This is a genomic window from Enterococcus sp. E4-223 (assembly GCF_035727065.1).
Taxonomy (GTDB): Bacteria; Bacillota; Bacilli; order Lactobacillales; family Enterococcaceae; genus Enterococcus_B; species Enterococcus_B faecium.
In genome coordinates this window covers 143011-155902 of the sequence record NZ_JAPMLH010000006.1, presented here as the reverse complement: position 1 = coordinate 155902, position 12892 = coordinate 143011, and the positions used below count along the sequence as shown (strand labels likewise).

Genomic DNA, 12892 nt, shown 5'->3' with positions numbered 1-12892 from the left:
TTATTCCCCTTCCATTCTTTCATTCAGCATCTCTTCTAATTTTTCGATCATCTTTCTCGGAGATTTGACAACTAAACTAGTTGGTACTTCGACTACTTTTTTTCCACGAAAACGCTCTTTTCCGTTTACCTTGATATCTGCTACAATAAGCACGACATCTGCAGCAGCAATGCACTTTTGCTCTAGTGGCTCTTGTGTTCCAGCAAGACCTTGTGTCTCAATCCAGATTTCATGTCCAAGGCTCTCTGCTGCTTGAAGCAGTTTTTCCTTTGCGATATACGTGTGTGCAATCCCCGCGGTACAAGCTGCGATTCCTACGATCTTCATTTTGTTGCCCCCTCACATATAGTATTTTGCTTTGCCATCTGATTGGAATAAATAAATTTTATCTAAAGCAACCTGTTTTGCAGCTTCCATACAAGGCGGAAACAGCATATTCGGTTCACGTATCTCTAAATCTCCTGAGTTCAAGATATCTCGGAGTTTTTCTGCGAATGCCATTTTGATATCACTGGAAATATTGATTTTATTTATTCCTAATTCTACTGCCTGACGAATCTCCTCATCTGGATTGCTTGATCCTCCATGAAGGACTAAAGGAATAGTAGTCAATGATCGAATCGATTCTAAAATATCGAAGCGAAGCTTGGGTTTGAGTTCTTTAGGATAGATCCCGTGGGCTGTTCCAATAGCGATCGCTAAACTGTCGATTCCGGTCTCCTCAATGAATGCTTGTGCTGTTAACGGATCCGTATAAATAATCTCGCTGACACCGCCTTCTACAGTATTACCTGTGTCTCCGATCGTCCCCAGCTCGGCCTCTACAGAAATACCAACAGCGTGAGCAGCTTCTACTATTTTTTTAGATAACATGACATTTGTTTCATACGATTGATGGGATGCATCGATCATAACAGAAGTAAAACCTAAGCGGATGGCATGAATAATTTGTTTGAATTCATCACCATGGTCTAAATGGATACATACGGGAATATCTGTCTGCTCAGCTGCATATTTCACTTGAGCGATGAAACTGTCTGCCAAAAATTTCAGTTCTTCTGGATGGATTGCAATCATAACAGGAGATTCTGCTTCTTCACAAGCTTCTATCACTGCGTTCAATAATTGCCCAGAACCTGCATTAAAGGCAGGAACGGCAAAGCTTCTCTCTTTCGCTACGGCTAGTATTTCTTTTCCTGTTATTAACATAAGTCATTATTCCTCCTAGTCATTTTGTGTCAATAATATATATAATTCCTCGATTGAAGCAGCTTTTTTCAGTTCTTTGATAAACCTCTCTCTTGCCAAAAGTACGGCAATCTTTTGCAAAAGCTGAAGATGCCCTTTATTTTTGTCACCTTCTTGTACAGCAAATAAAATCACGATTTCTACAGGACGATCATCTAATGTTTCCCATGGAATCGGATCCGCTAAAGTAGCAGCTGCGATCACTGTCTGCTGGACACTTGGTGATTTACCATGAGGGATAGCAATCCCTTGTCCGATTCCTGTTGCTCCTTCTGCTTCTCTTTGATAGACATCATCCAAGAAACTTTCTGTATCAGTTATTACGCCTTTATCTGTCATAAGTTTTGTTAATTCTTTTAAGATTTGGCGTTTCGTTTGTGCTTTTGACTGAATGATCAGCAACTCTTCATAAATGACTTGAGTCAATTCCAGCGGTATTTCCTCCCTTCAAAAAAACAGGCTTGACGCATTCCGCTGAAGCGAAATGGGTCAAGCCTGTTGAACAGTGACTCCCCGATTTTTAAATTTTTTGATAGACACTTTCCACATCTCTTTCATTGATTGGATCCCCGATTTTGCGTCCAAAGCCTATTCCTTTTTTGATCAACACCCACTCCCCTTCCTCTGATTTCGCAATGATAGCATTGTGATTTAAAATAGCGATCACTTGCATCGGTTGCTCCTCTCCTTTCAGCGATAGAAAACAGCCAAATAAAATCTGCTTCCATAATAAGATACGCAAAGGCTAGTTCCTTTGACGAAAAAACATCTTTTTACACTGACCGATTCTGCTGGCTATAGCTCTATTAAAAGCACAAGAGATCTTCGAACAGAGCAGTTTTATCTTCAGGTGTATGTTCAGACAAAAAAGGTATTGAACACAAACGTCCAATACCTTTTGCTCAGCAAATAAAACGCATACATTTTGTTAAAATTTCTCCTCTAAAGGGTAGATTTCTCCTTTTAGATTCGATACAATAAACAAGGTTGATGTATTTACATTGACTATGGCAAACTTGGACGGTCACGTGTGATGACTTTTCAAGGTCTCTGCTTCTAGCTGCCACTAGAAGCAGAGGTGCCTTTTTTATTTGGCTGTGTCTATCTGCCATTTATGATACTGATAGCGCCATCAGTAGTCAAGAAAAAACGAAAAAATACGAAAATGTGTACTGTTTTTCGGTCAGGTTTTTGTAAAAACAATATTTCTTATTCTTTTACGATCCATTCACGAAATACACTTGTTTCTAGTGCTCCTTCTCTTTTTTTCTTTCTTCTAACAGTCTCAAGATGAGAGGTACGGCATTTCATTCATCCAAAACTTCTGGTGATCATACTTTTTTAGCCAATCCTTTTCCTGATTCTTGGCTACACCTTAAGTCAAAGCGCTACTGATAAGGACCTGCTTTTTTTGCTACATAATAATTTTTCTCCTCTTATGCAAATCTTATGCAAACACCGTAAACAAAGAAAAGTGTCGTGTGTTTAGCCATTTTGTTAGCTCCCCTCACAGTTTATAAAAAATTTATTCGCAAGAAACTTCAAGAGATACGTCTTAAGCTCCCTAAAGCTACTATTGTTAATGAAATTATAGAATTAGTGATTTATAGCTAGTCAGTACTCAACTCAGTATGTTGAAAAAGTATACTGGTATACGAACAACTTGATTATTTCCAAGAGTGGTCTATGATTAGGTTAAACGAACAGATAATGATCTTCTCTGCTAACTGAAGATAACTATCAAGTTCAAGAGTATTAAAGTATATACTACATTACTTATATTATATAGACACAATAAAAGTATTAAGGAGTGAAAGGTATGAAAAAGCTGGTATGGATTTATTCGGTAAACACAAGAGGGGGAATTCTTAAGAGTAGCGGAGCCGGTATGATCTGGAGTAGATCAAAGAAGCTTCAGGAACAATTACGTATAAAAGTTGAACCCGAATGGGACCTTTCAATCATTAGCTACGATATTACTACTGATATTCCCCAAGCTGATTTGATTATGTACAATGAAATGGATCAAGCTTATATGAATGATGAGATCAAAAAAAATGGGCTTTCCATCCCTTATCAGGATTTAGCAACAGCTGACGTAGATAGCATTTTCGATAAGATAGAAGCCTTTTCGAAATATAATCATTACAAATTGAATGATCCTGTGTTATAGATCTTTGAGTTTATTACCACCATAGCAAACAGCTATTAATTTTTAGGGAATATTTGCTACGTTACTAAAAACCGATTATTACCAAACTACTATTTAACAATCCTTATGTAAGTTATATTGACCAGATCCATATACTTATTTGAAAAGGAATATTGTTAGATACGGATTTTCTTTTTGAAAAATATAAAGAAAAAATACACTGCGTGAAAAAAAGAAAAAAACCATTAACTACATTAAAAGAAATAGTAGATGTAAATGAGATCCCTATTTCCAAAATCTATAAAGATCATCTTGAAATGTTAAAAACCAATGTTGTTAACTCGATTTATGTTCGAAAAGAAAAAACAATAGAATTTCACCTATTTTATGTAGAAGACAACTCAAAAAGCAAAATATATTGTCAGTCATATGCAAAAAATCCAATCACACTCCCTAGGTTAAAGAAAGGAACAATTTATATTATATTCGAAGCGTCACTGGGGATCATGGAAACAAATTGCAGTTTATTAGCTATTGACTTTAGAATCCAACAAGGAATCGAACAGGAACATTTAGATAATAGAGATATTTATTTTTTAGATTATGTTTCAACTTTGAAAATCGACATCTCTTTGAATCATACAGAAGACCGTAGTTCTGCTTGCAGTGTTTTCCTTTCATAATGGATGGAGGTTGTGACAGAAGTGGGTAGCTTCAAGAAATAAGAAGGAATTTACGAAAATTGCTTTTCAAATTTTTGTGAAATTTCGGCTTATTTTTCGAAGAAGTTACTTCTGGAACACCGTGTATCAGAGGTTGTGAAAAAGCTGCCCTGCATCAAGTAATAAGAACAGCCAAACAAAAATAGTTCCTCATATTTTACGTTTGGTTGAGCTTATTACCGCAGATGCAAGCTTTTGAACTCCGTTTATTCGGAAAAAGGAACTGCGACAAGACTTTTGTCACAGTTCCCTCTTAGCGTCATACTTTACGTTTATCTTTAAATTGATTTCTTTAGATTACATACGCTATATATCTACATGGTTGAGTTTTGTATGCTCTTATTAATAAATGATTTACAATTTTTGGAGACTTAAAAGCTTACTTTATATAAAGTAAGGCAATATAGTTGCTACTAGCAAAATAATATAGAGAAACAGTCCAAACAGATTTCTAGGATTGATAGTATACCCAAATCCCAGGCCCTTTTCAACGAATACCTCATGTTTTTTCGAAGGTTCTACGTTTATGAAACTAACAATAATAATCCCTAATACAACAATAAATGAAATCAGCGGAAGAAAATCAAATTGGCTGTTTTTGAATATTGTATGTCTTAGAACTAGCATAATGAATACAATAACAACCAAAATACCTACTAAAAGATCATTTGCTTTCATTCCTTTGAGTTTCTTTTTTTTATTTTTCATTTTTTCTCCTCTTTTAATTAAGAATTTTATATCTTACATGGATTGTTTCAAATGGTTTTCTATTCAAAAAGGGAATTTTAACACTTTCAATGATTTCATCATAGTTCTCTGCGTTTATTTGATGGCAGACTTAAATCTCCCCGTAAGATATGTGTGTTGATAAGTATATTCTAAGCTTACGATACTTTAAATCATTCCATTTATCCACCTCGATAATTTTTATAGTCCTCATTGTAACTATCAAACATTAATTACCCATGAATTTTGTTTAAGTTTACAAATAAGTTGGTTTGTTATCTGTATCGGTGTATATCAAAAATCTAACAGGGGGAAATTTGACTTTTTCCTATTTTAGTAAGATAGTATCAATCCTTCTCGAGTGTTTTCTTAGAATCTTCCAGCATACCTAGTGTAAAACTTTATGGTTACGGACCTCATGTGTCATGTCTCTTTTTCTGTACTCTTCGTTATATGATTTTTTATTTGCAAAGACTCAAATAAAAGAAAAAACCCATGACCAAAATTCGTCATGAGCTTTTTTGATACTCGATGTAAGATAGTTTTTCACCTTGTCTGATTGGTATACTTAACGGATCAAGTCTGTTTCAGGATCATTCAGCAGACGCTCGACTTGTACTCTTGTCGTTAACGGAACATCTCCTTGGATCGAATGAGCTAATCGAGCATTTCCTAAGGCAAAATAAACGGTCTTCTGTAAGGACCACTTCTCAGAGAAACCGAGTAAGATTCCAGCAGCAAATGCATCTCCTGCCCCGATTCGATCAAGTACATCCAAGGGATAAACTGTTGTTTTCTCTGCTTCTTGTTGTGTGATCAAGTAACCACTTAACTGTTTTCTTCCATCCACACTTTCTCGCCTCGTCCCAGCAAACCACTGGATATCGTAGTGATTCATAAAGGACTGGATATAAGAAATAGGATCATGTTCGTTTTCTACATTGTCTGTTTCCTCCCACTGCACCAGTTCTGTCAGATCTCTAACTGAGCCAAACAAGATGTCGCAATAAGGTAACATTGAATGATAACGCTTCTTCATCTGTTCTTTTTTTCCATCTTCTTGATTCAAACTAGGACGATAATTGAAATCAAAACAAACTTTTTTCCCTGCTTTATGTGCTTGTTCTGCTAACTGGATAGCTGTTTCAGCCGTCTCATCAGATAAGCTTAAACTGATCCCGCAGATATGGATCAAATCGATCTCATCAATAAATGCTGCACAGTCATAATCCTCTATTACAGATAAACCAAATGAGCTATGTTTTCGGTTTTGATAAGTGACTTCTGTTGGGCGGACACCATACCCCATTTCTGCAAAATAAGTCCCGATGTGTTGATATTGATGGATCACATACTTCGTTTGGATACCTAGGCCGTTCAAATTAGTGAGTGCTGCTTTTCCTAGACGATTGTCTGGCAGAGCCGTCAGTAAATAACTTTCAACACCAAAATGGGCAAGGTTCCCTACTAGATTTACGCCAGTCCCTGTGTAAGCCATGCGTAAGGTATGGGTTTGTTCCAGCATCAAATGTTCTGGAGGCGTGAGTCGCAGCATGACTTCCCCAAATGCACCAATTTTCATTCTTCTCACCTTATTCCACGATTTTTTTCATCAATTGCAACAGTTGGCGTACCTCTTCTGGGCGTGTATTACCTGTATCCTTGTCGATAATTGCACTATATACATGAGGGATGACCTTTTTCACTCCTGCGTCTATTGCGATCCGTACGATTTCTTCCACATTATCAAGGTCGATTCCACCAGTTGGCTCTAAATAAAAATCATTGGCAGCACAAGCTTCTGCTAAGGCTTTATATTCTTTGATATGAGCAAGTCCCTTCATAGGAAAATATTTGATTGAGCTGCCGCCCATATCTTTCAACAATCGAATAGCTGTTTCAAGTGTCACGACTCCTGCAGGTCCTTGTGAACTTAAAGGACCAGTTGCGATGTTGACATATCCTTCTTTTCCCGTGGGAGAAACCAAACCGTTGATGACTGTTTCTGTCTGTTTCAATACAGCTCGGGAAGCTCCTACTCCTGTAAAGACTTGATTGACATGCTGAGGCTGCAATACTTCGGCTAAACGAGTGACCATCTGGCTCTGGTTTGGGTCTCCCGCGCCTAGACCGATAGATAAGGCATTATTTGTTGCTTGCTGGTATTTTTTCATTTCTGCAATAGCTGTTTCGTCGTCAGAAAAATTCTTTGAAAGAACCCCTAAAACAATATGGCCTTCCGCGGCCTCATAGCATTCTTTTGCGTTTTCTACAGAATTTGCTAACACATTTAGACATATCTTATCTTTTAAATAATTGGGACTTAATCTCATTCCTTTTTCTCTCCTAGTTCTTCAAGATTTCTTTTAAGCGATCGATGATTTTCTCCATCTCCTGTTGATTGACGGAACGGATATCAAATTCAATGATGCCGTTGTTTGCCTGGTATTCTCTTGTATAGATGGCAGGATTTTTTTCTTTCAATGCTTTAATCACTTGTTTAGCTGATTGATCTCCTGAAACTTTCACACTTGCTCGATAGATTTCTCGACCTGCGCTATCTTGAACGATTTTAGCTTCCAAATGTTCGATCTGATTGAGTTGTTCGATGAACGGTTGTAGTCTTTCTTTCATTGTAAGGCTAGACTCACTGCCTTTATTCAAATAGTCTTCCACTGCTTGGACAAAACCGAGGATATTTTCCTTTCCGATTTTCATAGAACGTCCGATTCCTTTTGATTGCATCCGAACCCATGAAACATAAGTTTTTTTTCCAATCACCATTCCGGCGCTTGGTCCTTCGATCGCTTTTGCCCCTGAATAAATAACTAGATCAGCGCCCAACTGCACATATTTTTTCAGATCTTCTTCTGCCGCAGCATCAACGATTAACGGAAGCTGGTGCTTTTTGGCAATCTGTGCTGCCTCTGACACGTCAAGCATACTTTTTTGTACCGTGTGATGGCTTTTTATATAGAGAATCCCTGCTGTTTCTTCTGTGATCATCATTTCGATCTGTTCCGGCGTACACATATTAGCGTAACCTGCTTCGACTACCTGACCGCCTCCTTGCTGTACCATGATTTCCACAGCCGTGCCGTAATCTACATTGTGTCCTTTTGGCAAAATGATTTGTCGTTTTTTGATGGATTCTGCATAAGGATGATAAAGGGGATACAGTTCTCCTTTACCTATAACAGCAGCTACCGATTGAGCGATTCCTGCAGATGCGGATGAAACGATCTGGACATCTTCTACTTCTAACAAATCGGCTAAATATTTTCCTGTTTGAATGCTTAATTCTTTCATCTCAAAAAAATTCTGGCCACCAAAACGTTGCGCGTCAAGAACTGTCTCTGAGAGGGTCGAGACTCCTAGAATCGTCATTCTTCCTGAAGCATTGATTACTTTTTTCAGCTGAAATTTCTCATGATTCGCATGCATAACTTTTTCCTCCGATAATCGTTTGTACTGGTTTGATTTGCTGATTTGACTGTCTTTTCTCTCCATTGGAATCGATTAGTTCCTTAGGTTGATTGATCAATTCAAAAACAGTAAAATCAGCGTCAAAGCCTTCTTTGATTTGTCCCTTCGTCTTCAAGTGAAAATTCTGTGCTGGAACTTCCGTCACCTTTTCGATGATTTCTTCCCACGTATATCCGACAAGCCGCAATTTTTCCATTGTTGTGGCCAAATCGTAGACTGGACCGTTTTTACGATTACGAATATAGATGTCTGTGCTGATCGTATCTGCTTTTATCCCTTGATGATAGGCGGTTTCTGCAACTTGGAAATTAAAACTATCCGTCCCGTGTCCAATATCGAAGATGATTCCTCGATTTTTTGCTTCTACAGCTATTTGTTTGATTTTTTTCGTTTCCTGTTCCAAGATCCCGTTTGTTTTTCCATTGAAACAATGAGTCATAATATCTCCTGATTCCAGTAAAGCTAAAATATCCAACAAATTTGGCGGAGCAGAACCGATATGAACCATCAAAGGAAGCTGATGGTTTTCTTTTTGTATCCTTTTTGCTAGCTGTAGCGGAGTGATGCCGTTTTGACCCACTACGCTCTTGCTCATCCGTGCTTTGAGACCAATAATGAAATCCGGCAGTTCCTCGATTTTTTGCTTTACCATATCAGCTTGGATCTTGTTTAGGTCTGCTAGTTCATCTTGTGCAATGATTCCCCATTTTGAGATATTCAAAAGCGCATAGACATTTGTTTTTGCCTGTTTAGCATGTTCATAAAAATCAGCAATGTTTTCTGCCCCAGTCGTCCCCGCATCGATGACTGTTGTCACACCTTTATTCACGCCGATTTGATCTGGATAATCATAATACAGGGTCATTTCTTCAAAACAATGAACATGATCGTCGATCCAACCAGCCGACAAATATTGCTGAGGGGTCAAGCTGATTTTCTGACGAGCTTTTTTTGTGATGTGAGGTGCAATTTCGCAGATCTTTCCTTTGGTTATCCCGATATCGAAGGTCATCCCGTTAAGCTTTCTTGCATTTTTAATGACTAAATCATACATAATCATTCCTACTTTTCTATAAATTTGAATTTAGACCATGGATGAATGAATGGCAGCAAGATCAATTCTTCTTGAATAATATGCCCTACTTTATTCTTTCGCGGATCACTGTGGGGCTCTAAAACGATTTGCAGCTCGTTTTTATATTTGCCAAAACGGTCATTTCCAACGACAACATCTCCTACGACAAATTCAAACTCGGTATCATGTGCTTTGTTTTCATATTTTTGATATTTTTTTCGAACTTCCGTTGATCGTATCACTTGATCTGTGATGTCCCCTCGACGAACATGCTGCTCTTCCAATACGATTTGCCGTTCCACCTTATTTATATTTGCAACAAACTCGACCCTAAAAACAGTCTGGTAACGATCCAAATGCCCTAATGACTTCAATTCTTCTTCACTTGCGTATGCGTTTCCAATAATTATATCATCAATTAGATTTGTGGCAAACAAATGCTTAGCTGCTGTTTCTACAGAGAAATGGCGATGCATTTCTAAAGTAGGCAGTCCATCATTGATATCCCATGGTCCGATTGTACCTGATTGTGAGGTAATGAAGGCTGCCGTTCGAATACCGTTTTTTTTGAATCGTTCACTACTAGATTGGAAAAAATGATACGGTAAACCGGTTCCTTCTTGCGGATAAAAATTGTGACAGCCATATAGAAAAGATGTATTCGCCTGATGTGTCAAGATATTTTCTAGATAAGCGACATCGTTACTCATATTCAACTCGATGGCCAATTGATAAGGATTAAAAGTCAAAAGTGCTTCTTTTTTTCCATCAAATCCTAAGTCTAAACGAATACCATCTGCTCCTAATTTATGGAAGAATCCTAAATCGTCATAAGAAATATTCAGTTGTTCAAAAATAGCGGGCGAAACATCTAATATCGTTTCAAATCCTCTCTCTTTTGCAAAAAAGATCAATTGCTGGAATTTTTTCTGAACAACTTTCGGATCTTCCGAGATTTCAAGCATACTCATAAAAATCCTGCTGAATCCGTATTGATGGGCTGTTTCGATATACTCACGATCTTTTTGAGGATCACTGTGGTCTGGGTAAAGGGAAATGCCTAATGAACGTTTCATGATTTGTTCTCTTCTTTCTTTTCAATTATAGTCGTTCTTCGGTGACGCCATCTGTCAGAGTGAGATCTGCTTGCTCTTTCGCTTGCTCCTCTGCTTCTCTGGCTAATTGCTGTTTTTCAAACACTTTGAAGAATGGATAATAAATAGCCAAAGTAATCAAGAAATTACCAATAACCAATAATCCTGCTGCAATACTCCAGTTCGTGCTCATCCAAGCAGCAATCGGCGCAGGCATCGCAAACGGCAGACGCGCAACCATCATTGGCACGACACCACTGACAGTGAGAATATAAGACAGAGTCGTCGTCACAAGAGGTGCAAGAATAAATGGAATTCCTAAAACTGGGTTCATCACTACTGGTGCACCAAAAATCATTGGTTCATTAATATTGAACAAACCCGGCAGAATGGACAAACGTCCTAAGCTTTTTAAATACTTGGATTTAGAAAACATGAATAAGACGACTAACGCAAGAGTGGTTCCTGCTCCGCCAATCCAAACGAACCATTGTAGAAATTGTTCAGTGAAAATATTCGGCATGGCGTGAGCACTTGTCCCTGCATTAAACGCATCAATATTTTCAGCAATCGAAATATCCCAAAACGGACGAATAACCGGACCCATGATCGCTGGGCCATGGATTCCTAATACCCAGAAGAAACAAATCAGGAAGACAGTCAAAAGACCGCCAAACAAGCTGTTACCCGCTAATACACCTTTTAAAGGCATAAGTAGTTGACTCAAGAATCCATTTAAATCGAACCCAAGCATATGGCGGATGATCCAAAAGAAAATCAAGATAACTGCTCCTGGTATCAATGCCACAAAAGAATTTGTTACTTCCGGCGGTACACCATCTGGCATTCTGATGGTTATTTTTTTCTCAATAAAAAACCGGTAAATTTCTACTGAAATAATTGCTGTCACGATAGCTCCAAATAATGAGCCCGATCCTAGATTAGCAATGTTGATGTAACGTCCGGCTGTGACTTCCCCCATATCTTCTAAAATACGTGTAGGAGGAGCTGCCACGATCAGAAAAGACATTAATGCCAAGATACCTGCTGTTAGGGAATCGAGTCGATAGCTTTTCGCCAAAGAAGAAGCTATCCCAAATGTCGCATAAAGCGCAAGGATACCAACAGTATAGCGAAAAGGAATATCTAATATCTCACGGTATGGCTCAATGACTGCTGCAATCGATTCAATTGGGATGTTCAGTAAAATTGTAAAAAATGATCCTACGATTGTCAGTGGCATAGTGGCAATGATTCCTTTTCTAATGGCAGTCATATGTCGCTGAGTACCAATACGATTGGCTACGGGCATGATTTTTTGTTCGATAATTCCTATAAATTTATCCATCTTCTTTCTCCTTTTATAACATTATAATGTTTACAAATGAATAGTAACACACTTCTCTGTTAATTGTAAACGCTTTTCTAACAATCTCTCCTTCTTTTGCTGTTTTCTTTTTAGAAAGAAAAGGAGATATGACAAAAGTCGTGCCACACCCCCTTATCCAGAATAAATGGTAATCCAGAAACAGCCGTGTATCTGCGGTAATAAGCCTAACCAAACGAAAAATATGAGAAGCTATTTTTGTTTGGCTGTTCTTAGTACTTGATGCAGGGCAGCTTTTTCACAACCTCTTTTTTTATTTATGTTTCATAATCAATATGGTAAGGATGCAGCTCCGTATGGTAGACCGCCTCCGAATATTCAATCATTTCCCCAATTTGCGTAGACGATTTCCGTATCCGTTTGATGCCGATCTGTGCGTTTGTTTTCAGAATTCCTTGTTCTTCTTCTGTTAAAAATACTGCAGAGAAATCATCAGAAAATGAGTCAATAGTATATCCTTTTTTCGTCAGCAAACGATACAAAGATTCTTTGCCAAATTCTTCTCTGCTGAATTGCATCATTTCTTGTGGAAGATAATGAGCAAAATAAATATAAGGCTGATTGTTCAAATAATATAAGCGCTTAAAACAAACAGCTTGCTCACCGAAAAAGGAAAACAAAGGATCTTCCTTCTTTATATGGACCAATTGCAAATCCAGCGTTTCTTTCCGGACTTCATATCGGGAGTTCTCCAAGATTTGCGTAAAGCTTGCCGCTTTGGATAATCGATTATAAGGACGATTGCTTAGAACCGTCGTCCCACGACCACTTTTCTTTTCGACATATTCATCTGATGCCAGCAGTTCGATTGCCTTTCGGACAGTGATTTTGCTGACTTGAAACAGTTCTTCTAATTCACTTTCTGTCGGCAACATCGAACCGACTGGATATTTTCCTGAGAAAATATCTTCTTTAATTTTATCTGCGACTTCCAAGTATAGTACACGTGTCCTTTTCATAACGTCACCCTTTGCTTTACTATTACTAAAAGAATAGCACATA

General features: G+C 38.0%; 14 protein-coding genes. 2 read left to right on the top strand and 12 right to left on the bottom strand.

Features of this window, described 5'->3' with window-relative positions; all coding sequences use genetic code 11:
- The 4 genes from OS139_RS09770 to OS139_RS09755 form a co-directional block, all read right to left on the bottom strand.
- The gene (locus OS139_RS09770; RefSeq protein WP_002331629.1) at positions 1–327 is read right to left on the bottom strand and encodes a PTS fructose transporter subunit IIB; all 327 of its coding nucleotides are present in this window, start codon (positions 325–327) and stop codon (positions 1–3) included.
- Positions 328–339: 12 nt separating this feature from the next.
- Entirely contained in the window at positions 340–1209 is an 870-nt protein-coding gene (locus OS139_RS09765) for a ketose-bisphosphate aldolase (protein WP_002331630.1), read from the bottom strand.
- 15 nt (positions 1210–1224) lie between these two features.
- Entirely contained in the window at positions 1225–1674 is a 450-nt protein-coding gene (locus OS139_RS09760) for a PTS sugar transporter subunit IIA (RefSeq protein ID WP_002331631.1), read from the bottom strand.
- Positions 1675–1768: 94 nt separating this feature from the next.
- Positions 1769–1990 (bottom strand): CAT RNA binding domain-containing protein, encoded by a 222-nt coding sequence (locus OS139_RS09755; RefSeq protein ID WP_016628078.1) that lies wholly within the window; start codon positions 1988–1990, stop codon positions 1769–1771.
- A gap of 1077 nt (positions 1991–3067) precedes the next feature.
- Here OS139_RS09755 and OS139_RS09750 point away from each other — a divergent pair.
- Positions 3068–3421, top strand: coding sequence for a hypothetical protein (locus tag OS139_RS09750; RefSeq protein WP_002306073.1), 354 nt, complete (start codon positions 3068–3070; stop codon positions 3419–3421).
- Between the two features lie 203 nt (positions 3422–3624).
- Positions 3625–4083 (top strand): hypothetical protein, encoded by a 459-nt coding sequence (locus tag OS139_RS09745; RefSeq protein ID WP_325066891.1) that lies wholly within the window; start codon positions 3625–3627, stop codon positions 4081–4083.
- A gap of 423 nt (positions 4084–4506) precedes the next feature.
- Here the strand turns inward: OS139_RS09745 and OS139_RS09740 are convergent, their stop codons facing one another.
- The 8 genes from OS139_RS09740 to OS139_RS09705 all read right to left on the bottom strand — a co-directional run bounded on the left by OS139_RS09740 (position 4507) and on the right by OS139_RS09705 (position 12849).
- Positions 4507–4830, bottom strand: a complete 324-nt coding sequence (locus OS139_RS09740) for a hypothetical protein (RefSeq protein ID WP_002306071.1) — start codon at positions 4828–4830, stop codon at positions 4507–4509.
- Positions 4831–5416: 586 nt separating this feature from the next.
- Positions 5417–6430, bottom strand: a complete 1014-nt coding sequence (locus OS139_RS09735) for a sugar kinase (RefSeq protein ID WP_002291132.1) — start codon at positions 6428–6430, stop codon at positions 5417–5419.
- A 10-nt stretch (positions 6431–6440) separates the two neighbouring features.
- Positions 6441–7181, bottom strand: coding sequence for a 2-dehydro-3-deoxy-phosphogluconate aldolase (dagF, locus tag OS139_RS09730; protein ID WP_002306070.1), 741 nt, complete (start codon positions 7179–7181; stop codon positions 6441–6443).
- Positions 7182–7194: 13 nt separating this feature from the next.
- Positions 7195–8292: a DgaE family pyridoxal phosphate-dependent ammonia lyase gene (locus tag OS139_RS09725; RefSeq protein ID WP_325066890.1), complete on the bottom strand. Its 1098-nt coding sequence runs from the start codon at positions 8290–8292 to the stop codon at positions 7195–7197.
- Entirely contained in the window at positions 8276–9388 is a 1113-nt protein-coding gene (locus OS139_RS09720) for an amidohydrolase/deacetylase family metallohydrolase (RefSeq protein WP_002331633.1), read from the bottom strand. The genes OS139_RS09725 and OS139_RS09720 overlap by 17 nt, the downstream gene beginning before the upstream one ends.
- Positions 9389–9396: 8 nt before the next feature.
- Positions 9397–10485 (bottom strand): DUF871 domain-containing protein, encoded by a 1089-nt coding sequence (locus OS139_RS09715; protein ID WP_325066889.1) that lies wholly within the window; start codon positions 10483–10485, stop codon positions 9397–9399.
- Positions 10486–10510: 25 nt separating this feature from the next.
- Complete coding sequence (locus OS139_RS09710) at positions 10511–11851, bottom strand: PTS sugar transporter subunit IIC (RefSeq protein ID WP_002306065.1); 1341 nt, start codon at positions 11849–11851, stop codon at positions 10511–10513.
- Positions 11852–12147: 296 nt separating this feature from the next.
- Entirely contained in the window at positions 12148–12849 is a 702-nt protein-coding gene (locus OS139_RS09705) for a GntR family transcriptional regulator (protein ID WP_002306063.1), read from the bottom strand.
- Positions 12850–12892: the final 43 nt, after the last annotated feature.

Excerpts from the sequence above, each read along its gene's own strand:
- OS139_RS09720 (WP_002331633.1), bottom strand. The coding sequence starts at position 9,388 with ATGTATGATTTAGTCATTAAAAATGCAAGAAAGCTTAACGGGATGACC.
- OS139_RS09740 (WP_002306071.1), bottom strand. The coding sequence starts at position 4,830 with ATGAAAAATAAAAAAAAGAAACTCAAAGGAATGAAAGCAAATGATCTT.
- dagF (WP_002306070.1), bottom strand. The coding sequence starts at position 7,181 with ATGAGATTAAGTCCCAATTATTTAAAAGATAAGATATGTCTAAATGTG.
- OS139_RS09710 (WP_002306065.1), bottom strand. The coding sequence starts at position 11,851 with ATGGATAAATTTATAGGAATTATCGAACAAAAAATCATGCCCGTAGCC.
- OS139_RS09770 (WP_002331629.1), bottom strand. The coding sequence starts at position 327 with ATGAAGATCGTAGGAATCGCAGCTTGTACCGCGGGGATTGCACACACG.
- OS139_RS09765 (WP_002331630.1), bottom strand. The coding sequence starts at position 1,209 with ATGTTAATAACAGGAAAAGAAATACTAGCCGTAGCGAAAGAGAGAAGC.
- OS139_RS09705 (WP_002306063.1), bottom strand. The coding sequence starts at position 12,849 with ATGAAAAGGACACGTGTACTATACTTGGAAGTCGCAGATAAAATTAAA.
- OS139_RS09725 (WP_325066890.1), bottom strand. The coding sequence starts at position 8,292 with ATGCATGCGAATCATGAGAAATTTCAGCTGAAAAAAGTAATCAATGCT.
- OS139_RS09750 (WP_002306073.1), top strand. The coding sequence starts at position 3,068 with ATGAAAAAGCTGGTATGGATTTATTCGGTAAACACAAGAGGGGGAATT.
- OS139_RS09735 (WP_002291132.1), bottom strand. The coding sequence starts at position 6,430 with ATGAAAATTGGTGCATTTGGGGAAGTCATGCTGCGACTCACGCCTCCA.
- OS139_RS09715 (WP_325066889.1), bottom strand. The coding sequence starts at position 10,485 with ATGAAACGTTCATTAGGCATTTCCCTTTACCCAGACCACAGTGATCCT.